At 75.4% G+C, this 20400-nt stretch carries 19 protein-coding genes; 14 read left to right on the top strand and 5 right to left on the bottom strand.

The window, feature by feature from the left end:
• Positions 1 to 130: 130 nt before the first annotated feature.
• The 7 genes from AB0883_RS05685 to glmM all read left to right on the top strand — a co-directional run bounded on the left by AB0883_RS05685 (position 131) and on the right by glmM (position 5520).
• Positions 131 to 880 carry a methyltransferase domain-containing protein gene (locus tag AB0883_RS05685; protein ID WP_366639723.1) on the top strand — a complete coding sequence of 250 codons (750 nt, stop codon included), beginning with the start codon at positions 131 to 133 and terminating at the stop codon, positions 878 to 880.
• Positions 877 to 1134, top strand: coding sequence for a DUF6364 family protein (locus AB0883_RS05680; protein ID WP_366639721.1), 258 nt, complete (start codon positions 877 to 879; stop codon positions 1132 to 1134). Before AB0883_RS05685 ends, AB0883_RS05680 begins: the two co-directional genes overlap by 4 nt.
• Positions 1124 to 1417 carry a type II toxin-antitoxin system PemK/MazF family toxin gene (locus AB0883_RS05675; protein WP_121399853.1) on the top strand — a complete coding sequence of 98 codons (294 nt, stop codon included), beginning with the start codon at positions 1124 to 1126 and terminating at the stop codon, positions 1415 to 1417. The genes AB0883_RS05680 and AB0883_RS05675 overlap by 11 nt, the downstream gene beginning before the upstream one ends.
• A 152-nt stretch (positions 1418 to 1569) precedes the next feature.
• Positions 1570 to 2931 carry a nitrate/nitrite transporter gene (locus tag AB0883_RS05670; protein ID WP_366640307.1) on the top strand — a complete coding sequence of 454 codons (1362 nt, stop codon included), beginning with the start codon at positions 1570 to 1572 and terminating at the stop codon, positions 2929 to 2931.
• Positions 2932 to 3122: 191 nt separating this feature from the next.
• Entirely contained in the window at positions 3123 to 3566 is a 444-nt protein-coding gene (gene rplM, locus AB0883_RS05665; RefSeq protein WP_154941857.1) for a 50S ribosomal protein L13, read from the top strand.
• Between the two features lie 20 nt (positions 3567 to 3586).
• A complete protein-coding gene (rpsI, locus tag AB0883_RS05660) occupies positions 3587 to 4054 on the top strand; it encodes a 30S ribosomal protein S9 (RefSeq protein WP_121399850.1) in 468 nt (155 codons plus the stop codon).
• 110 nt (positions 4055 to 4164) lie between these two features.
• Positions 4165 to 5520 carry a phosphoglucosamine mutase gene (gene glmM / locus AB0883_RS05655; protein WP_366639718.1) on the top strand — a complete coding sequence of 452 codons (1356 nt, stop codon included), beginning with the start codon at positions 4165 to 4167 and terminating at the stop codon, positions 5518 to 5520.
• Between the two features lie 196 nt (positions 5521 to 5716).
• On the opposite strand, the gene AB0883_RS05650 is transcribed toward glmM, so the two are convergent.
• A complete protein-coding gene (locus tag AB0883_RS05650; RefSeq protein ID WP_366639716.1) occupies positions 5717 to 6463 on the bottom strand; it encodes an ABC transporter ATP-binding protein in 747 nt (248 codons plus the stop codon).
• Between the two features lie 2 nt (positions 6464 to 6465).
• Complete coding sequence (locus AB0883_RS05645) at positions 6466 to 9294, bottom strand: FtsX-like permease family protein (protein WP_366639714.1); 2829 nt, start codon at positions 9292 to 9294, stop codon at positions 6466 to 6468.
• A 97-nt stretch (positions 9295 to 9391) separates the two neighbouring features.
• Here AB0883_RS05645 and AB0883_RS05640 point away from each other — a divergent pair, with 97 nt between their 5' ends.
• On the top strand, positions 9392 to 9997 hold the full coding sequence (locus AB0883_RS05640) for a PadR family transcriptional regulator (protein ID WP_366639712.1): 606 nt from the start codon (positions 9392 to 9394) through the stop codon (positions 9995 to 9997).
• Positions 9998 to 10018: 21 nt separating this feature from the next.
• Here AB0883_RS05640 and AB0883_RS05635 read toward each other — a convergent pair whose 3' ends face one another.
• Complete coding sequence (locus AB0883_RS05635) at positions 10019 to 11209, bottom strand: pyridoxal phosphate-dependent aminotransferase (RefSeq protein WP_366639710.1); 1191 nt, start codon at positions 11207 to 11209, stop codon at positions 10019 to 10021.
• Positions 11210 to 11413: 204 nt separating this feature from the next.
• On the opposite strand from AB0883_RS05635, the gene glmS reads away from it, so the two are divergent.
• Complete coding sequence (gene glmS, locus AB0883_RS05630) at positions 11414 to 13327, top strand: glutamine--fructose-6-phosphate transaminase (isomerizing) (protein ID WP_366639709.1); 1914 nt, start codon at positions 11414 to 11416, stop codon at positions 13325 to 13327.
• A 67-nt stretch (positions 13328 to 13394) separates the two neighbouring features.
• On the opposite strand, the gene AB0883_RS05625 is transcribed toward glmS, so the two are convergent.
• Together AB0883_RS05625 and AB0883_RS05620 are read right to left on the bottom strand one after the other, a co-directional pair.
• Positions 13395 to 15155 carry an alpha/beta hydrolase gene (locus AB0883_RS05625; protein ID WP_366639708.1) on the bottom strand — a complete coding sequence of 587 codons (1761 nt, stop codon included), beginning with the start codon at positions 15153 to 15155 and terminating at the stop codon, positions 13395 to 13397.
• Positions 15156 to 15235: 80 nt separating this feature from the next.
• Entirely contained in the window at positions 15236 to 15532 is a 297-nt protein-coding gene (locus AB0883_RS05620) for a type VII secretion target (RefSeq protein ID WP_366639706.1), read from the bottom strand.
• A gap of 175 nt (positions 15533 to 15707) precedes the next feature.
• Here AB0883_RS05620 and AB0883_RS05615 point away from each other — a divergent pair, with 175 nt between their 5' ends.
• The 5 genes from AB0883_RS05615 (at position 15708) to tsaE (ending at position 20382) form a co-directional block, all read left to right on the top strand.
• Positions 15708 to 16076, top strand: a complete 369-nt coding sequence (locus tag AB0883_RS05615) for a holo-ACP synthase (protein WP_366639705.1) — start codon at positions 15708 to 15710, stop codon at positions 16074 to 16076.
• A 51-nt stretch (positions 16077 to 16127) separates the two neighbouring features.
• Entirely contained in the window at positions 16128 to 17597 is a 1470-nt protein-coding gene (locus tag AB0883_RS05610) for an NAD(P)H-hydrate dehydratase (protein ID WP_366639703.1), read from the top strand.
• Between the two features lie 99 nt (positions 17598 to 17696).
• Positions 17697 to 18815, top strand: coding sequence for an alanine racemase (alr, locus tag AB0883_RS05605; RefSeq protein WP_366639701.1), 1119 nt, complete (start codon positions 17697 to 17699; stop codon positions 18813 to 18815).
• On the top strand, positions 18812 to 19903 hold the full coding sequence (locus AB0883_RS05600; RefSeq protein ID WP_366639699.1) for an alpha/beta hydrolase: 1092 nt from the start codon (positions 18812 to 18814) through the stop codon (positions 19901 to 19903). Before alr ends, AB0883_RS05600 begins: the two co-directional genes overlap by 4 nt.
• On the top strand, positions 19900 to 20382 hold the full coding sequence (tsaE, locus tag AB0883_RS05595; protein WP_366639698.1) for a tRNA (adenosine(37)-N6)-threonylcarbamoyltransferase complex ATPase subunit type 1 TsaE: 483 nt from the start codon (positions 19900 to 19902) through the stop codon (positions 20380 to 20382). The genes AB0883_RS05600 and tsaE overlap by 4 nt, the downstream gene beginning before the upstream one ends.
• Positions 20383 to 20400: the final 18 nt, after the last annotated feature.

Here is a 20400-nt window from a genome sequence, read left to right as displayed (position 1 = left end):
GGGGCGATTTCCGGCCCGGGTCCCGTTTGTTTCGGTCCTGTCAAGAGCCGCTCACACCGCACTGGGGCGGCGGGCCGGCTCGCAGCGTCTACAATTCGGGAAAACAGTCCTACATTTTGAGAGGCACGCGATGGACGTCGCCGAGGTCTTCGACGCGGTGGCCGGCAGCTACGACGAGGCCCGCCGCCGCCTGGTGCCCTGCTTCGACGCCTTCTACGGCACCGCCGTCGAGGTGGCCGCGCCGCCGCTGCGGGCCGCGCTCGCCGCGGGACGCACCCCCGAGGTGCTGGACCTGGGCGCGGGCACCGGGCTGCTGTCGTTGCTGCTCGCCGCGGCGGTGCCGGGGGTCCGCCTGACCCTGGTCGACGCCGCGCCGGCCATGCTCGCGGTCGCCGCCGACCACCTGCGCACCCGCGGGGTCGCCCACCGGACGGTCCTGGCTGACCTCACCGACCCGCTGCCCTCCGGCCGCTACGACGCGGTCGTCAGCGCGCTGGCCGTGCACCACCTCGACGACGCCGGCAAGCGCGAGCTCTACCGGCGGGTGCCGGCGGCGCTGGTGCCCGCGGCGTCTTCGTCAACGCCGAGCAGGTCGCCGGCCCCACCCCCGCGCTCGACCGGCGGTACCACGAGGTGTGGCTGGCGCGGATCGCCGCGCTGGGCTCCGGCGCCGACGAGATCGCCGCCGCCGAGGGCCGGATGGCGTACGACCGACCGGCGCCGGTCGCCGAGCAGTGCCGCTGGCTGGCCGAGGCCGGCCTGGTCGACGTCGACTGCTTCTTCAAGCAGTGGCGGTTTGCCGTGTTCGGCGGCCGACGCGAATAGTCGGGGCCGACGGGATGACTGGCGGTCATACCGCTGGGTAGTCTCCACGGCATGACTGCCAAGGTGACCCTGTCGTTCTCGGACGAGACGATCGAGGAGGCCCGGCGGTTCGCCAAGCGCGAAGGGCTCTCCCTGTCGGCGTGGATGGACCGGGCGGCCCGGGAGAAGGCGCTGCGCGAGGTGTTCACCGCGCACGCCGCCGCCGTCGGCCGGGCCGGGCTCGACCTCGAAGCCGCCGCCCTCGCCGACGCCCGCGAGGTGGGCATGGTCGACGACCTGCTCTTCGGCGGGCGCCCGCGTGCTGCGTAGGGGCGAGGTCTGGCGCATCGACGGCGCCCGGGAACGGCTCGGACTGGTGATCAGCTCCGACGTCTACAACTCCACCGACGTGCCGATCGTGATCGTGGCCGAGGTGGTCGAGGAGGCGCTGCTGCGCGACTCGCCCCTGGCGGTGCCGATGGGCGCGTACGTGGTGATGCCCGACCGGATCTCCTCGCCGATGAAGAAGTGGTTCACCGAGTGCGTGGACGTCGCCGACACCGCAACCATGCTCCGGGTCGGCCGGGCGCTGCGCATCCTCCAGGAACTCTGACATCTCACCGGCAGCATCCGCCCGCGGTGCGGTCTCCGTTTCCGGCCCGACCCGCGACGGGCACCGTCGGGTAACCCCCGATTCCTAGCGTTCCTCCAGGTCGCACCCGACGAGGAGGAGTCGCCGTGAGCACACTGGCCCCCACCACACCCCTGGCCGAGGCCGCCCCGCCGGCCGCCGCCGGCCGCCGGCACCGCATCGACGACTGGCGGCCCGAGGACCCGGAGTTCTGGCGTACGACGGGGGCGCCGGTCGCCCGCCGCAACCTCTGGGTCTCGATCTTCGCCGAGCACGTGGGCTTCTCCGTGTGGAGCCTCTGGTCGGTGATGGTGCTCTTCCTCGGCCCGGAGTACGGCATCGACCCGGCGGGGAAGTTCCTGCTCACCGCCGTGCCGGCCGCCCTCGGGGCGGCGCTGCGGCTGCCCTACACGCTGGCCGTGGCCCGCTTCGGCGGGCGGACCTGGACGATCGTCAGCGCGCTGCTGCTGCTCGTGCCGGCCGTGCCGATGACGGTGCTGCTGGAGCCCGGCGTCTCCTACCCGACCCTGATGGTGCTGGCCTGCCTGACCGGCGTCGGCGGGGGCAACTTCGCCTCCTCGATGGCGAACATCAACCTCTTCTATCCGCAGCGGCTCAAGGGGCGGGCGCTCGGGCTCAACGCCGGCGGCGGCAACCTCGGCGTGCCGGCGGTGCAACTGGTCGGCCTGGCGGTGCTGGCGACCGCGGGCGCCGCGTACCCCCGGCTGGTGCCGGCGGTCTACCTGCCGCTGATCGTGCTGGCCGCGTTCGCCGCGGCGCGCGGGCTGGACAACATCCCCGGGGCGCGCAACGAGCCAGGCGCGCTGCGTGAGGCGGCCCGCGACCCGCACACCTGGATCATGTCGCTGCTCTACATCGGCACCTTCGGCTCGTTCATCGGCTTCGGCTTCGCCTTCGGCCAGGTGCTCCAGCTCCAGTTCGCCGAGCGCTTCCCGACCCCGGTCGACGCCGCCTGGCTCACCTTCCTCGGCCCGCTGGTCGGCTCGCTCATCCGGCCGGTCGGCGGACATCTCGCCGACCGCCTCGGCGGGGCCCGGGTGACCTTCTGGAACTTCGTCGCGATGGCGGCCGGCGCCTCGTTGGTGCTGTTCGCCGCCCGCGAGCGGTCGTTCGGGCTCTACCTGCTCGGCTTCCTGTCGCTCTTCGTCTTCTCCGGGATCGGCAACGGCTCGACGTACAAAATGATCCCGGCGATCTTCCGGGCCCGGGCGACGGCCGAGGTGGACGCCGGTCGGCGGGAGGCGGCCACGGCGCAGCGCTGGGCCGGGCGGATGACCGGCTCGCTGATCGGCATCGCCGGGGCGGTCGGGGCCTCCGGCGGGGTGCTGGTGAACATCGCGTTCCGGCAGTCGTTCCTGACCGGGGGCAGCGCGGACGCGGCGTACGTCGCCTTCATCGTCGCGTACGCGGTCTGTTTCGGGGTGACCTGGCTGGTCTACCTGCGCCCGGGCCCGCGCCGGCTGGCCGGGGTGTGACCACCGCCATGTATCCTCGGGGGCCAGGCGGGGGCGGTACCCCGTTTTGACCTGCCGACGGGGCGGCGGGTATCGTTGCCTGCTGTTGTACGACATCCAGAGGCGTGCCGCCTGAGGTACGCTTGGTCGTTCGTGCGCGCCCGGTAACCTCGGCGCGCGACCCCAGACCGACGACGAGACAAGGTATACCTGTGCGTACGTACAGCCCGAAGCCGGGTGAGATCGAGCGTCAGTGGCACGTCATCGACGCCTCTGATGTCGTGCTGGGCCGCCTGGCCACCCACGCCGCCACGCTGCTGCGCGGCAAGCACAAGCCGACTTTCGCGCCGCACGTCGACACGGGCGACTTCGTCGTCATCGTGAACGCGGGCAAGGTCGCGCTGACCGGCAACAAGCGCCAGACCAAGATCGCCTACCGCCACTCCGGCTACCCGGGCGGTCTGAAGCAGGTCGGCTACGACGAGCTGCTGACCAAGCGTCCCGAGCGGGCCATCGAGCTGGCCGTCAAGGGCATGCTCCCGCACAACAAGCTCGGCCGTCAGCTCATCAAGAAGCTGAAGGTCTACGCCGGTGCCGAGCACCCGCACGGCGCGCAGCAGCCGGTGCCGTTCGAGATCAAGCAGATCGCGCAGTGAGCGCGGGCGAAGGAAACAGCATGACCGACATCACCGAGACCGAGGTTGCCCCCGAGGAGGCCACCGAGGCGCCGGCGCCCGTCGCCCGCGCGCCGCGTGGTGACCGCCCGATCCAGACCGTGGGTCGGCGCAAGGAGGCCATCGTCCGGGTGCGCATCGTCCCCGGCAGCGGCAAGATCACGTGCAACGGCCGTGACCTCGAGGCCTACTTCCCGAGCAAGGTGCACCAGCAGCTGATCAAGGACCCGCTGGTCACCGCCGAGAAGCCGGAGGCCTTCGACGTCATCGCCAACCTGCGTGGCGGCGGCACCACCGGTCAGGCCGGCGCGCTCCGGCTGGCCATCGCCCGGGCCCTGATCGTCAGCGAGCCGGACGACCGCCCGGCGCTGAAGAAGGCCGGCTTCCTCACCCGGGACGCCCGGGTCAAGGAAAGCAAGAAGTACGGCCTCAAGAAGGCCCGCAAGGCTCCCCAGTACTCGAAGCGCTGATCAACAGCTGCACGTTGTACTTCTGACGGACGGCCGGGTCCACCTCCCCTCGACGGGAGGTGGCCCGGCCGTTCGCCTTTCCTGGACCGTTTCATCGGAGGTTGGCGGGTATGGGCCGGTTGTTCGGCACGGACGGCGTACGCGGGCGGGCGAACGCGGATCTCACGCCTGAGTTGGCGCTGGCGGTGGCGGTCGCCGCCGCGCACACGCTCGCCGAGTCGGACCGGAGCCATCCCCCGTTGGCCGTGGTCGGGCGCGACACCCGGGCCAGTGGCGAGATGCTGGAGGCCGCAGTGGTCGCCGGGCTCACCAGCGCCGGCGCCAACGTGGTCCGGGTGGGCGTGCTGCCCACCCCCGCCGTGGCGTTCCTCACCGCCGAGGCCAAGGCCGACCTCGGCGTGATGCTCTCCGCCTCGCACAACCCGATGCCCGACAACGGGATCAAGCTCTTCGCCGCCGGCGGGCACAAACTGCCGGACGAGATCGAGATGCGGATCGAGGCGGCCGTCGAGGCGAACGCCACCACCGCCTGGAAGCGGCCGGTCGGCGCCGGCGTCGGCCGGGTGCACGACCTGCTCGACGGCGCCGACCACTACGTGCAGCACCTGATCGGCACCCTGCCGCACCGCCTCGACGGCCTCAAGGTCGTGGTCGACTGCGCCAACGGCGCGGCGGCCGAGGTGGCGCCGGTGGTGTACCGGGAGGCCGGGGCCGAGGTCGTCGCCATCTACGCCGAGCCGGACGGCCTCAACATCAACGACGAGTGCGGCTCCAACCACCTCGAGGCCCTGCGGGCCGCGGTGGTCGAGCACGGCGCGCACCTGGGCATCGCGCACGACGGCGACGCCGACCGCTGCGTCGCGGTGACCGCCGACGGCGACGAGGTCGACGGCGACCAGGTGATGGCGATCCTCGCGCTCGCCATGCGGGAGGCCGGCACGCTCACCGACGACACCCTGGTCGCCACCGTGATGAGCAACCTCGGCCTGCGGCTGGCCATGTCCGCGCAGGGCATCCGCCTCCTCGAGACCAAGGTCGGCGACCGGTACGTGCTGGAGGAGCTGCGCGCGTCCGGCCTCGCGCTGGGCGGCGAGCAGAGCGGGCACATCGTCATGCCCGCGTACGCCACCACGGGCGACGGCGTGCTGACGGGGCTGCACCTGATGTCCCGGCTGGCCGCCACCGGGAAGTCCCTCGCGGAGCTGGCCACCGTGGTCACCAAGCTGCCGCAGGTGCTGATCAACGTTCCGGTCGGCGACCGTGCGGTCGGCGCGGGCGCGCCCGCGGTCCGGGCCGAGGTCGAGCGGGCCGAGGCGGAGCTGGGCGAGACCGGCCGGGTGCTGCTGCGCCCGTCCGGCACCGAGCCTCTGGTCCGGGTCATGGTCGAGGCCGCCACCGAGCGCACCGCCCGCGAGACGGCCGAGCGCATCGCCGAGCAGGTCCGCACCGCCAGCCCGACCGCCTGACTTCTCCCGGCTGCCCGGCCCGCCGCTGGCGGGCCCGGGCAGCCGTCTTTCCCGGACCGCGCCCGCGGCCGGGTGCCGCGCCGGCCGCCCGCGCAGAGCCGTCGCGGCGACGACGTCGGCACCGGCCACGACGCCGCCGAAGCCGACGCCCGGCACCGGCCACGGCGCCGGGCGAAGCCGACGCCCGGCACCGGCCCTACAGGCGCAGGCCGGCGGCGCGCCGGAAGGTGGCCGCCGGATCCTCGCCGTCGGTGAGGTCCACGTCCTCGACGATCCGCCCGTCGCCGAGGCGGATCAGCCGGTCGCACCGGGCGGCCACCCCCCGCTCGTGGGTGGCGAGCAGGATCGTCATGCCGTGCCGGTCGCGCAGGTCCAGCAGGAGGTCGAGGATCTGCCCGCCCGTGGCCGAGTCGAGGTTGCCGGTCGGCTCGTCGGCGAGCAGCAGCCCGGGGGAGCCCATCAGCGCCCGGGCGATCGCCACCCGCTGCTGCTGACCGCCGGAGAGCTGGGCCGGCAGGGCCCGCTCACGCCCGGCCAGACCCACCGCGTCGAGCAGCTCCCGGGCGCGGGCGGCGTGGTCGGCCCGCCCCCGGCGGGGCAGCACCGGCGCGATCACGTTGTCCAGCGCGGTCAGCGCGGGTAGCAGGTGGTAGCGCTGGAAGACGAAGCCCACCCGCTGCCGGTACCGCGTCAGGGCGGCGCGGCCGAGCCCGGTGATCTCCAGCTCGTCCACCGTGACCGTGCCGGCGTCGACCTGCTCGATCGCGCCGATCATGTGCAGCAGCGTCGACTTCCCGGAGCCGCTGGGCCCGGTCAACGCCACCACCGCCCCGGCCGGGATCTCCAGGGACACGTCGTCGACCGCGGTCACCTGCTGCGGGCCGGCCCCGAAGCGTCGGACCAGCCCGGCGACCCGGACCGTGCTGCCCACCGTCGTCTCCATCGTCACTCCTCCGCGAGCAGTCGTGCGGTCGGCAGCCGGCGCAGCAGCGCGGCCGGGACCAGGGCGGCCATCGAGGTGACCAGGACGCCGGCCACCGCCACCAGCGCGGCGACCGTGACCAGGGTGCCGGGCAGGGCCCCGACCAGCCCGGCCGCCCCGGCCAGCCCGAGGCCGGCGCCGGTGACCGCGCCGAGCAGGCCCAGGGCCAACCCCTCGTAGGCGACCAGCCGGCCCAGCGCGGCGTCGCTCCAGCCGACCGCGCGCAGGGTGGCCAGCTCGGCGGCCCGGTCCCGGATGTTCAGGTAGAGCACGTCGGCGACCGCGGCGGCCCCGAGCAGCACCGTCGCGATGGCGGCCATGGTGTCCGCGCCGCGCACGCTCAGCGACACCGTGTCGCCGAGCAGGCTGCCGACGATGGCACCGCGGAACGCGTATCCGGCGGCGGCGACCAGGGTCAGCGCGGCCACCCCGATGGCCAGCGCGCCGGCCCCGAGCAGGGTGCGGCCGGGCGTGCGGGCCAGGTTGGCCAGGGCCAGGCCGGCCAGGGTGCGCGGCCGGCGTACCCAGCGGGCCGTCGCCACCGCCGGGCGCAGCGCGGCGGCCGGGTGGGCGCGCGCGGCCCGCAGGGCCGGCGTCAGGCCCGCGACCAGCGCCAGCAGCAGTGCCACCGGTACGGCCAGCAGTGCCCGCCGCCAGCCCACGTCGATGCCGAGCGCGGCCCCGAGCGGGACCGCCAGCGCCAGCGCGAGCAGCCCGGCGGCCAGCCCGAGCGCGGCGACCTCGCCGAGGATGAGCGCGCCGATCAGCCGGGCGGGCCAGCCCAGGCAGGCGAGCACCGCCAGCTCGGACCGGCGGTCCCGGACGGCGGCGGCGACCGCGTTGCCGAGGAAGAGCGCGCAGACCACCAGCACCAGCACGAAGAGCGCGACGCTCTTGCGGTCCACCGCCTTCGTGATCACCGAGGCGACCCCGAGCGCCGACCAGTTCTCGGCCAGCCGTAGCGCCGGCCGGCCGAACGACCCGGCGGGCAGCTCAACGGCCTGCGGGGCGGGGGACGAGCCGAGCGTGATGTCGACGTCGAGCCCGGTGGCCTGGGCGATCCGCTCGGCGACCAGCCGGACCTGCTCGGCGGCGCGGTCGCTGTAGCCGCCCACGTCGGCGACCCGGACCCGGATCGCGCTGATCGGGGCGGTGAGCTGCGGGCTGCCGCCGCCCGCGAGCAGCTTCGGCACGCTGGCGAGGCTGGTCAGCAGCAGCGGCGGGGCCGAGAGGTGACCGGCCGGGTTTCCGCCCGGCTCCAGCGGACGGCCGCCCAGGGCGTCCCGGCTGCGGGCGTCCGCGCCCTGCGCCGACGGCGGCTCGTACGTCTCCAGTGGCACCCGCCCGAGGTCGCTGAAGCCGGTCAGCTTCGCCGGGTCGAAGACCCCCACGGCCCGCCAGCTCCGGTACGGGTTGCCCGACCTGTCCGTCTTCAGCGGGACCTTGCGCAGCGACCGCGCCCCCGTGTCCCCGGCCAGCCAGGGACGCGGGTACGGGTTGAAGGTGAACTGGTCGCCGTACACCGTCGGGTCGGCCGCCGGGAGCGCGTCGACCCGCAGCGTGCCGTCGGGCAGTTGGTCGTAACGTGTCGGCCCGGCCTGCACCATCGTCTGGAGTTGGCCGAAGCAGCAGCCGGTCGGGGAGAGGCCCGCAGCGAGCCGGGCACGCCAGCCGGTGGCGACGTCCTCGCGAGCATCGCCGGCGGGGAGCGCGGGACCGCGCCCCAGGGCCCGCTCCAGCTCGACGAGGCCGACGCCGGCCGGCCGGGCCGCGGGCAGCCGCGTGAAGCTGGCGTGCAGCTCCTCGTCGACGAAGGAGTTGCTGGTCGCGAGCACCGGCACGGTGTGGACCTCCCCCGAGCCGGCCCGCCTGACGGTCACCGTGTCGTCCGGGTTCAGCGCCCGGCCGTCGACCACCGCGCCGCCGAGGCCCACGAGGCGGTCCTCGGCGGCCGGGTCGACGGCGGCGAGCAGGAGCGGCACCGTCAGGTGGACCGCGATCCGCAGTCGGTCCGAGGTGGACGAGGGGCCCGTCCCTCCGTCGGCGAGGACGCCCGCGCCGGCCTCGAACCGGCCGTCGGGGAGCAGCCGCACGGCGACCAGCGACCACTCCTCGCGCTCGGAGTACGCGCCCGGGCTGCCCAGGGCGAACCGGGGGTCGCAGACGGCCCGGGTGCGGCCGTCGGGCAGCACCTCGCGGGGCGCGGGTCCGCACGAGTCGGCCCATGGGTAGGTGCGCCCGTCGGTGTAGGGGGTGGCTTCGCTGGTGTGGGGCAGGTCGACGCGGGCGTAGATCAACGGGTGGGTGGTGACGTACACGAAGCGGGGTCGGCCCGGCGTGCCGGAGAGCCCGCGCTCGGCGACGAACCGGGGATCGACGCGGATGACCTGCCGGTCGAGCGACCGGTCGACCGCCCCGGTCAGGTCCAGCGGGGTCGGCACCGGGGCGGTGGAGTGCCCCAGCATGGCGATGGGGGCGGCGACGTCCACCCCGGTGACCGCCTTGACCCGGTCGTACTGCGCGGTGGTGATGCCGCCGAAGAGGCCGGAGAGGTAGTTGGGCTGGACCAGCCGGCGCTCGGCCTCCAGCGGGGTGCGCGCGCCCTTCGGGCGGACCAGGATGTCGTAGGCGGCCTCGGTGTTCCGCTCGACGGCGCCGGTGACGTCGAGTCGGGAGGTGGTGGTGGCGCCGGTCAGCACGACGAAACCGGTGGTCGCCACCAGTACGCCGAGCAGCAGCGCCACCGACCGCCCCGCACGGCCGCGAAGCTGCTTCCAGATGATGTCGAGCATGTCGCGCCTCCCCGTGTGCTGTGCACACTCTGCGCGATACATTGTGACAATGCAAGGCCCGGCCGGCGGCCGGCTCCGGGCCGGATCGGAGTAGACGGTGGCGATACAGCACGCGGTCCTGGCCCTGCTCGCCGGCGGCCCCAGCTACGGCTACGAGCTGAAGGGCGCCTTCGAGGAGGCGGTCGGCCCGCAGTGGGGGCCGCTCAACATCGGGCACCTCTACCAGATCCTCGACCGGCTCTCCCGCGACGGCCTGGTGGTGGCCGAACGGCAGCCCCAGCCGGTCAAGCCCGACCGGGTGGTCTACGAGATCACCCCGGGCGGCCGGGCCGAGCTGGCGCGCTGGCTCGGCGAGCCCAGCCCGCGCAGCGGCGGGTTCCGGGACGACTTCTTCCTCAAGGTGACCGCCGCGGCCCGCTCCGGCGAGCCGGCCACGGTGCGGACGGTGCTCGGCAACCAGCGCGGCCACCTGATGCGGGAGCTGCGCAACCTCGACGGGCTGCGCCGCCGGGCCGACGACCCGGTGGTCGGCCTGCTGCTCTCGGCGGCGAGTCGGCACGTCGAGGCCGACCTGGCCTTCGTCGACGACGCCGAGGGGGTGCTGCTCGCCGACGGCGGCGCGGCGCTCGCCCGGCTTCGTGCGCCCCGCCCCGAGGGCGCGCCGGCGGAACGGGGGACCGGCCCGACCCGGGCGGCCGGCTGACGGGTCGGGCGTACGCGTCGGTCAGGTCGTGGACAGCCGGCGCAGTCGGGTGACCGCCTCGGTCAGCACCTCCGGGCGCTTGCAGAACGCGAAGCGGATCAGGTGTCGACCGGCCTCGGGGTCGTCGTAGAAGACCTGCGTCGGCACGGCGACCACCCCGCACCGCTCGGGCAGGGAGCGGCAGAACTCCACCCCGTCGCGCCCGCCCAGCGCGCTGACGTCGGCGGTGACGAAGTACGTGCCCTCCGGCGGGAGCACCTCGAACCCGGCGTCGGTGAGCCCGCCGACGAGCTGGTCCCGGCGGGCCTGCATGCCGTCGCGGAAGGCGGTGAAGTAGTCGTCGGGCAGGGCCAGCGCCACCGCGACCGCCGGCTGGAGCGGCGCGGCGTTGACGAAGGTGAGGAACTGCTTCACCCGCAGCACCGCCGAGACCAGCGTCGCCGGCCCGCTCACCCAGCCGACCTTCCAGCCCGTGCAGGAGAACGTCTTGCCGGCCGACGAGATGCGCAACGTCCGCTCGCGCATGCCGGGCAGCGTGGCCAGCGGGACGTGCAGGGTGGAGGCGTCGGTGAAGACCAGGTGCTCGTACACCTCGTCGGTCACCGCGTACGCGCCGTGCTCCCGGCACAACTCGGCGACCAGGGCCAGCTCGTCGGGGGTGAACACCTTGCCGGTCGGGTTGTGCGGTGAGTTCAGCAGCACCAGTCGGGTGCGCGGGCCGAACGCGGCGCGCAGGGCGGCGGGGTCGAAGGCGTACCGGCCGTCGGCGGCGGGACGCAGCGTGACCGGGCGCCGGACCGCGCCGGCCAGCGCGATCGAGGCGGCGTACGAGTCGTAGTACGGCTCGAAGCAGACCACCTCGTCGCCCGGCTCGCAGAGCCCGAGGATCGCCGCCGCGATCGCCTCGGTGGCGCCCGCCGTCACCACGATCTCACCGTCGGGGTCGTACTCCAGCCCCCAGAACCGGCGCTGGTGCGCGGCCACCGCCGCGCGCAACGCCGGGACGCCCGGACCCGGTGGGTACTGGTTCTGCCCGGTGCGCAGCGCCTCCGCGGCGGCGGCGAGCATCTCCGGCGGCCCGTCGGTGTCGGGGAAGCCCTGACCGAGGTTGACCGCGCCGGTGCGCACGGCGAGGGCGGACATCTCGGCGAAGACGGTCGTCCCGAACGGACGCATCCGGGCCACCAGCGGATCCACGTCGGCGGTCGTCACGCCCGCCAGCCTACGGACTCCCGGCGCGGCTTCAACCCCTGCCGAGGGCGGCCCCGACCGCGCGGAACCGTCGCGGGCGGCGCCGTCGCCCGGCGGAGCTATGTCACGGAGAGTGCCGCTTCCCCTCCGATCGCTCAAGTTGGGTGATCGTTTACCCGGCTTTCGCGCACGCGCGATGAGTGGAACTAGGTTAGGCTGCGGGACATGTGTGGAATCGTTGGTTACGCCGGCGCGCGCCCGGCGCTCGGCATCGTGCTCGACGGACTGCGGCGGCTGGAATACCGCGGCTACGACTCGGCCGGCGTCGCCATCGTCTGCGACGGCGTGCTGCTGACCGAGAAGAAGGCCGGCAAGCTGGCCAACCTGGAGAAGGTGCTCTCCGAGCGGGCCGCCGAGGACCCCACGTCCTGCGCGGCCAGCCCCATCGGCATCGGGGACGGCACCACCGGCATCGGGCACACCCGCTGGGCCACCCACGGCGGTCCGACCGACCGCAACGCCCACCCGCACCTGGCCCCCGACGGCCGCGTCGCCGTGATCCACAACGGCATCATCGAGAACTTCGCGAAGCTGCGCGCCGAGCTGGAGGCCGACGGCGTCCAGTTCACCAGCGACACCGACACCGAGTGCGCGGCACACCTGCTTTCCGCCGCGCTGGCCGACCTGCGCGCCGCCGGCCACCCCGACGGGCCGCAGCTGCTCGCCGCCGGCATGCAGGTCGTCTGCCGGCGGCTGGAGGGCGCGTTCACGCTGCTCGCCGTCGACGCCGCGGTGCCCGGCGCGGTGGTCGGCGCCCGGCGCAACTCACCGCTGGTCGTCGGGCGGGGCGACGGGGAGAACTACCTCGCCAGCGACGTGGCCGCGTTCATCGAGCACACCCGGGAGGCGGTGGAGCTGGGCCAGGACCAGATCGTCCTGATCACCGGTGACACCATCGAGATCACCGACTTCGCCGGCCAGCCCGCCAGCGGCAAGGACTTCCACATCGACTGGGACTCCTCCGCCGCCGAGAAGGGCGGCTACGACTGGTTCATGCTCAAGGAGATCGAGGAGCAGCCGCAGGCCATCGCCGACACGCTGCTCGGCCGGCTCACCGACTCCGGCGAGATCATGCTCGACGAGGTACGCCTCAGCGACCAGGACCTGCGCGACGTCGACAAGATCTTCATCGTGGCCTGCGGCACCGCGTACCACTCCGGTCTGGTCGCCAAGTACGCCATCGAGCACTGGACCCGGATCCCGTGCGAGGTGGAGCTGGCCAGCGAGTTCCGCTACCGCGACCCGGTCCTCGACCGGTCCACGCTGATCGTGGTGATCTCGCAGTCCGGCGAGACGATGGACACCCTGATGGCGCTGCGGCACGCCAAGGAGCAGAAGGCCCGCGTCCTGGCCATCTGCAACACCAACGGCTCCACCATCCCCCGGGAGTCCGACGCGGTCCTCTACACCCACGGCGGGCCGGAGATCGCCGTCGCCTCCACCAAGGCGTTCCTCACCCAGCTCGTCGCCTGCTACCTGATCGGCCTGCACCTGGCCCAGGTGCGCGGCATCAAGTTCGCCGACGAGGTGGCCGCCGTGGTCGCCCAGCTCCAGGAGATGCCGGGCAAGCTGCGCGAGCTGCTGGAGCGCATCGAGCCCGTCCGCGAGCTGGCCCGCGACCTGAAGGCCGAGCCGACGGTGCTCTTCATCGGCCGGCACGTGGGCTACCCGGTGGCCCTGGAGGGCGCGCTCAAGCTCAAGGAGCTGGCGTACATGCACGCCGAGGGCTTCGCCGCGGGCGAGCTGAAGCACGGCCCGATCGCGCTGATCGACAAGGGCACGCCGGTGATCTGCATCGTGCCGTCCCCGGTCGGCCGGGGCATGCTGCACGACAAGGTGGTCTCCAACATCCAGGAGGTGCGGGCGCGCGGCGCCCGGACCATCGTGATCGCGGAGGAGGGCGACGAGGCGGTCGTCCGCTACGCCGACCACCTGATCTACGTGCCGCGTACGCCGACGCTGCTCGCGCCGCTGGTCACCACCGTGCCGTTGCAGGTCATGGCGGCCGAGATCGCCGCCGCCCGGGGGCACGACGTGGACCAGCCCCGCAACCTGGCCAAGTCGGTCACGGTCGAGTAGCCGTAGCGCCCCACGACGGGCCCCGTCCATCCGCGCCGGTGGACGGGGCCCGTCGCGTCGCGGGGGGTCAGCGGCCGAGCACCACCCGGGCCATCCCGTCGAGGGCCGGGTTGTCGGGCGCCCAGTAGCCCGTGTGGCCGTGCCGGCCGCTGGGGAACGTACGCCCGCCGAAGCCCGGGTGGGACGGGTCCTGCCCGAACCACAGCTCCCGCTCCGGCGCGCCGAGCAGCCCCCCGACCGCCGGGCCGACCGGCGACGCGCCCAGCAGGAACCGGCGGGCCAGCTCGTCCGGCGGCCGGGCCCACCGGATCACGTCGTCCGGCGCGGTGCTCGCCCAGACCTGCCCGGCCGGCACGCCCAGCTCGCCCGCGTGCGCGACCCCCACCCCGGGCGAGCCGACGAAGACCAGCGCGTCGGCGGCCAGCCCGTGATCGCGCGCGGCCGTGCCGACCACCAGCGAGCCGTAGCTGTGCCCGAGCACGGTCTGCCGGCCCGGGGGCCCGTCGTGGGTCTCCCGCAGCCCCTCCTGGAACCGGTGCAGCGCCGGGCCGGCGTCCCGGGCCTGACCCGGCCACGCCGCCTCGTGCAGGAAGTCGGGGGCGTCGTAGTCCAGCCAGAGCACCGCGGCGGCCTCCTCCTCGGGGGCGAGGGCGGCGCAGCGGGACAGCACCCGGGCCGCCCGACCCAGCTCGCCGGGCACGTCGTGCAGGCCGGCGGTCATCCCCGGCACGTAGGTCAGCACCCGGGCCGACCGGTCGGGGTTGCCCAGCGCCACCACCGCCCGCCCCTCGCCGGCCGTGCCCAGCCCCAGCAGGTAAGCCCGGGGCTGCTCGTCGCCGGCCAGGCGGGCGGCCAGCGCGTCCAGCCCGGCCAGGGACCTCCCGAGCCGCAACAGCCCGGCCAGCTCGACCGGCCCGCGCGGCACCCGCGCCAGCAGCCGTCGCCGCGCGGCCAGCAGTTCCTCCCGCCGCGCCCCGAGCAGCAGCCGGTTGGCCTGGTCGCGGGCGGCCACCGGCACCCCGTCGAGGCGGCCGAGGAGCCCCGGCTCGTGCGCGACGAGCCACCGGCGCTGCGCGGGGGTGAGCCCGGTCCACCAGGCCCGCACCGCGGTCGGTTCGGCGCCGGGCGCCGGGCGACCGGGCGGTGGCGCGTCCGCCCACGCCGCGCGGGCGGCGGCGGCCAGCGCGTCCAGCCGGCCCGCGGCCTCCCGGTCGGCCGCACCGGCCAGCTCCAGCGCCGCCCGGATCGCCGCGCCCACCTCGGCCACGCCCACCTCGCCCGCGCCGGACCTGGATGCGCCGGCTCCGGGTGCGTCGGCCCCGGACGGGTTCGCTCCGGGCGCACGGACCACGGGTGCGCCAGTTCCGGACGTGCCCGTCCCGGACGCGCCCGCCCCGGAGCGGGCGGTCGCCGGCGCGCGGGCGGGGCCGGCGGTGACCCGGCCCTGCCGGTCGACCAGCAGCCCGGCCGCGTCCGCGCGGGTCACCGCGGCGGCGAGCCGGGCCCGGGCGGCGGCCAGCCGACCGGCGAACTCGGCCAGCACCTGGTCGGCCTCGATCAGGGCGGGGGTGGCGGAGGTCAGCTCGGTGCGCAGGGCCGCGAGCCGGGCGTCGGCGGCGACGGCCGCCCCGCCAGACCAGCCGGACCGTAGCGCCGCCGCACCGGCGACCAGCCCGTCGGCCCGCCGCGCCACCGGTCCGGTCAGCCCTCGCCAGGCCACCCCGGCGGCCCGCCACGCCTCGGGATCGGCCGCCCACAGCTGCCGGTAGCCGACGTCCGCCGCGCGGTCGGCGGGGTGCGCCGGGCGTGTCGGAGCTGTCCGGCCCATCGGGCCGGCGACCGGACGCGCCGGACGCGCCGCGTGCCCGGCCGGGGCCGACCGACCCGCCGCCGGGGGTGCCGGCGCGGTCACCGGGACAGCGCGGTGAGCCGGCCGGCCGCCCGGTCGTCCACCGCCTCGTACGCCTCGGCGGCGGAACGGACCGCCCCGGCCGTGTGGGCCACCCGGGCGCCGAGCCCGCCGAACCAGGCGTGCACGGCCGACTCCAGCCCGGCCAACGCCGCCCCGGCCGACCACTCCGGGGCCGGCACCACCAGCCCGGACGCCCCGGCCAGCCCGTGCGCCAGCCGGTACGCGTCGTCGTCGAGCCCGCGCGCGGCCCGGCGCAGCGCGTCCGGTCGTACGGTCAACGGCTCCTCGGTCATCCCCGGCCCCCCGCCTCGCGAGAACATCGACGGGCGCGACGCTAGGCGTCGTCCACACCCCCTCGCGTGGCCTGTGGACGACGGCCCGCCCGGCGTACGGCCGGTCGTCCACAGGCGTTGCCCCGCGCGGAAGCGGCGGCTAATGTGCGGCCGCCCGCGCCGGTAGGGTGAGCGGGTGATCGTCGCTGTCGGCATCGACGTCGTCCTCGTCGAGCGGTTCGCCAAGGCCCTGGCACGGACACCGCTGCTCGCCGACCGGCTCTTCACGGAGGCCGAGCGCTGCACCCGCTCCGGCAACCCGCGCTCGCCCGAGTCGCTGGCCGCCCGCTTCGCGGCCAAGGAGGCGGTCGCCAAGGCGCTCGGCGCCCCGGCCGGGCTGAGCTGGCACGACTGCGAGATCGTGCCGGACCCGGACGGCCGGCCCTGGCTGACCGTCTCCGGCACGGTCGCCGCGGCGGCCACCGAACGCGGGGTCAACCGCTGGCATCTCTCGTTGTCCCACGACGGCGGGATCGCCTCGGCCATGGTGGTCGCGGAACGGTGATCGGGAGCGTGCCGGTCGCGGCGCGCCGGGAATCGGACGGGACGGGGTGGCATGAGAGCGGTGTGGCGGGTCGCGGACGTACGCGCGGCGGAGGCGGGCCTGATGGCCACGCTGCCGCCCGGGACGCTGATGAAGCGGGCGGCGGCCGGGCTGGCCCGCCGCTGCGCGCTGCTGCTGGCCGACCGGGGCGGCGTCTACGCCGCGCGGGTGCTGCTGCTGGTCGGCTCCGGCGACAACGGCGGTGACACGCTCCTCGCCGGCGCGCACCTGGCCCGGCGGGGCGCGGCCGTGTCGGCGCTGCTGCTGTCCCCCGGCCGGGCGCACGCGGAGGGGCTGGCCGCGCTGCGGGCCGCGGGCGGGCGGGTCGTCGACCGGCCGCCCGGGACCGTCGACCTGGTGCTGGACGGCATCGTGGGGATCGGCGGGCGCGGCGGGCTCCGGGACACCGCCGACCAGCTCGCCGCCAGCCTCGTGCGGCACCGCGGGCGCGACGGCGCCCCGGCCGCCGTGGTGGCCGTGGACGTGCCCAGCGGGGTCGCGGTCGACACCGGGCACGTGCCGCTGACCGCCTCGGGGCGACCCAGCGCGGTGCGGGCCGACGTGACGGTGACGTTCGGCGGGCTGAAGCCGGCCCTGGTGGTGGGCCCGGCCGCCGTGCTCGCCGGTGAGGTGGAGCTGGTCGACATCGGGCTGGAGCCGTGGCTGCGGGGCAGCCCGGCGCTGGGCGTGACCGAGTGGTCGGACGTCGTCGACTGGTGGCCCCGGCTCGGCCCGGCCTCGGAGAAGTACACCCGGGGCGTGGTGGGCGTCGCGACCGGCTCGGCGACCTACCCCGGCGCGGCCGTGCTCTCCGTCGCGGGGGCGCTGGCCGGCCCGACCGGCCTGGTCCGCTACGCCGGCTCGGCCCGGGACGACGTGCTGCGCCGGCACCCGTCGGTGATCGCGACCGGTCGGGTCGCCGACGCCGGGCGGGTGCAGGCGTGGGTCTGCGGCTCCGGCCTGGGCACCGGCGAGGAGGCGGCCGCCGAACTGCGGGCGGTGCTCGCCGCCCCGGTGCCGGTGGTGCTCGACGCCGACGCGCTGACCCTGCTGGTCGACGGCTCCCTCGCCGGCCGGCTGCGCACGCGGGACGCCCCGATCGTGGTCACCCCGCACGACCGGGAGTTCACCCGGCTCTGCGGGGAGGAGCCGGGCGCCGACCGGGTGGGCGCCACCCTGCGGCTGGCCGCCTGGATGAACGCGGTGGTGCTGCTCAAGGGCGACCGCACGGTGATCGGCACGCCGGACGGTCGGGCGTACGTCAACCCGACCGGCACCCCGGCGCTGGCCACCGGGGGCACCGGCGACGTGCTGGCCGGGCTGCTCGGTTCGCTGCTCGCGGCCGGGCTGCCCCCGGAGCGGGCGGCGACCGCCGCCGCGTACCTGCACGGGCTGGCCGGCCGGGAGGCGGCCCGGGGCGGGCCGGTGACGGCGCCCGACGTGGCCGACGCCCTCCGCCCGGTCCTCGCCCGCCTCGGCTGACCCGGCCGCACCGGCCGCACCGGCGGTGGCTCCTGTGCCGGCGGCACCGGCTGCGCCGGCCTCGGCCAGGGAGATCGGCGCGGAAAGTAGGCTGGGGGCATGTGGCAGGCCGAGGTGCGCGTGGACCTGGACGCGATCCGCGAGAACGTGAGCCGGCTCAGGTCCGGCACCGCCGCCGAGCTGATGGCGGTGGTGAAGGGCGACGGCTACGGCCACGGCATGGTCCCGGCCGCCCGCGCCGCCCTCGACGCCGGGGCCGACTGGCTGGGGGTCTGCACGCTGGACGAGGCGCTGACGCTGCGCCGGGCCGGGATCACCGTGCCGGTGCTGGCCTGGCTCCTCTCGCCCGGGTTGCCGCTGCACGAGGGCGTCGCCGCCGGGGTCGACCTCGGCGTCGCCAGCCTGCCCCAGCTCGACGAGATGGTCGCGGCGGGCCGCGCCGCCGGCCGCCCGGCCCGGCTGCACCTCAAGATCGACACCGGGCTGGCCCGGGGCGGCGCGACCGTCGCCGACTGGCCGGCCCTGCTCGACGCCGCCGCCAAGGCGCAGGCCGACGGCCTGGTCGAGGTGGTCGGGGTGTGGAGCCACTTCGTGTACGCGGACTCGCCCGGCCACCCGACCATCGACCGCCAGATCGCCGTCTTCCACGAGGGGATCGGCATGGCCGAGCAGGCCGGCCTGCGACCGCGCTACCGGCACCTGGCCAACTCGGCGGCGACCCTGACCCGGCCGGACACCCACTTCGACCTGGTCCGGCCCGGCCTGGCCGTCTACGGCCTCTCCCCGGTGTCCGGCGAGAGCTACGGGCTGCGTCCGGCGATGACCGCCCGGGCCCGGGTGATGCTCACCAAGCGCGTCCCGGCCGGCTCCGGCGTCTCGTACGGGCACACCTACACCACCGAGCGGGCGGCGAACCTCGCGGTGGTGCCGCTCGGCTACGCCGACGGGGTGCCCCGGCACGCCTCGAACAGCGGCCCGGTGCAGCTCGGCGGCAAGCGCCGGACGATCTCGGGCCGGGTCTGCATGGACCAGTTCGTGCTCGACTGCGGCGACGACCCGGTGGCCGCCGGCGACGAGGTCACCCTCTTCGGCGACGGCACCGACGGCGGGCCCACCGCCGACGACTGGGCCGAGGCGGCCGGCACCATCAACTACGAGATCGTCACCCGGTTCGGCAGCACCCGGGTGCCCCGCGTCTACGACGGCGAGCGCCCGTGACGCCTCGTCCCCGCATCCCGCTGCCACGTACCGGACACGCCAGGGCGGCCATCGGCGCGCTGGCCGCCGTCGGGGTCGCCGCCGCCGGGCTCGCGGCCGGCGTCGCCACCGAACGCGCCCTGGTCCGCAAGCTCAAGGCCGACCCTACCGACCGGTACGCCGGGGAGGTCTTCGGCGACCAGCGGTACGACGATTCCTTCCGGCTGGAGATGCCCGACGGCACCGACATCCACGTCGAGGTGGTGGAGCCGACCCGGCCCGTGCCCGGCAACCCGACCGTGGTGCTGGTGCACGGCTTCTGCCTGGACATGGGCACCTTCCACTTCCAGCGCAAGCTGCTCGCCGAGCGGGGCGAGCACCGGATCGTCGCGTACGACCAGCCCGGGCACGGCCGGTCGGGGCGGCTGGAGACCGGCGAGTACGACCTCACCGCGCTCGGCCGGACGCTGCGCGAGGTGATCGACCGGACCGCCCCGGAGGGGCCGCTGGTGCTGGTCGGCCACTCGATGGGCGGAATGACCATCATGGCGTTCGCCGAGCTCTTCCCGGAGCTGTTCGGCGACCGGGTCGTGGGCACCGTGCTGATGGCCACCTCGGGCGGCCTGATCGCCGAGACCAAGCTGGTCGCGCCCGCCCTGCTCGGCCGGGTCGGCGCACCGGTGCTGCACATGGTCGGCAACGTCACCCGCTACGGCGGCCCGGTGATCGACCGGGCGCGCAGGTCCACCACCAACGTGGCGTGGCTGCTCACCCGCAAGTACGGCTTCGGCACCCGCCACCCCAGCCCGGCCCTGGTGTCGTACGTCGAGACGATGAACTCCCGTACCTCCGCCGACACGGTGACGCGCTACCTGCGGACGCTGGCCACGCACTCCCGGTTCCCGGCGCTCGCCGCGCTGGCGGACACCCCCGTGCTGGTGGTCGTCGGCGACAAGGACATGATCACCCCCGTGACGCACTCCGAGGAGATCGTCCGGCGGCTGCCGCACGCCGAGTTCGTCAAGATCACCGACAGCGGGCACGTGGTGATGCTGGAGCACGCCGACGAGGTCAACGCGGCGCTGGTCCGGTTCCTGGAGGCGCTGTGAGTCACGTCGTGGAGTTGCCGACCGTCGAGGACACCCACGAGTTCGGGCGGCGGCTGGCCGGGCTGCTGCGCGCCGGCGACCTGCTGCTGCTGACCGGGCCGCTCGGTGCCGGCAAGACCGCGCTGACCCGGGGCGTCGGGGCCGGGCTCGGCGTGCTCGGGGACGTCACCTCGCCCACCTTCGTGATCGCCCGGGTGCACCGGCCCGACCCGGCCCGGGGCGGCACGGTGGCGCTGGTGCACGCCGACGCGTACCGGCTGGGGGACGCCGCCGACCCGCGCGCCGAGATCGACGACCTCGACCTGGACGCCTCGGTGGACGAGTCGGTGACCGTGGTGGAGTGGGGCGAGGGCCTGGTCGAGCAGCTCGTCGACGCCCACCTGCGGGTGCGCGTCGACCGGCGCGACGACGACACCCGGGTGGTCGAGCTGGAGCCGGTCGGCGGCGACTGGGCGCAGCGCCTGACCGCCCTCGGGTGAGCGCTGTCGTACCGGCTG

This window comes from Micromonospora sp. NPDC047812 (genome assembly GCF_040704175.1).
Taxonomy (GTDB): domain Bacteria; phylum Actinomycetota; class Actinomycetes; order Mycobacteriales; family Micromonosporaceae; genus Micromonospora.
Note: the sequence above shows the minus strand (reverse complement) of the source record. Positions and strands in the feature narration are given on the sequence as shown.

Coding starts and splice junctions, on each gene's coding strand:
- glmM (WP_366639718.1), top strand. CDS start 4,165: ATGGGCCGGTTGTTCGGCACGGACGGCGTACGCGGGCGGGCGAACGCG.
- AB0883_RS05680 (WP_366639721.1), top strand. CDS start 877: ATGACTGCCAAGGTGACCCTGTCGTTCTCGGACGAGACGATCGAGGAG.
- AB0883_RS05610 (WP_366639703.1), top strand. CDS start 16,128: ATGAGAGCGGTGTGGCGGGTCGCGGACGTACGCGCGGCGGAGGCGGGC.
- AB0883_RS05650 (WP_366639716.1), bottom strand. CDS start 6,463: ATGGAGACGACGGTGGGCAGCACGGTCCGGGTCGCCGGGCTGGTCCGA.
- AB0883_RS05620 (WP_366639706.1), bottom strand. CDS start 15,532: ATGACCGAGGAGCCGTTGACCGTACGACCGGACGCGCTGCGCCGGGCC.
- alr (WP_366639701.1), top strand. CDS start 17,697: ATGTGGCAGGCCGAGGTGCGCGTGGACCTGGACGCGATCCGCGAGAAC.
- AB0883_RS05625 (WP_366639708.1), bottom strand. CDS start 15,155: ATGGGCCGGACAGCTCCGACACGCCCGGCGCACCCCGCCGACCGCGCG.
- glmS (WP_366639709.1), top strand. CDS start 11,414: ATGTGTGGAATCGTTGGTTACGCCGGCGCGCGCCCGGCGCTCGGCATC.
- AB0883_RS05645 (WP_366639714.1), bottom strand. CDS start 9,294: ATGCTCGACATCATCTGGAAGCAGCTTCGCGGCCGTGCGGGGCGGTCG.
- rpsI (WP_121399850.1), top strand. CDS start 3,587: ATGACCGACATCACCGAGACCGAGGTTGCCCCCGAGGAGGCCACCGAG.
- AB0883_RS05685 (WP_366639723.1), top strand. CDS start 131: ATGGACGTCGCCGAGGTCTTCGACGCGGTGGCCGGCAGCTACGACGAG.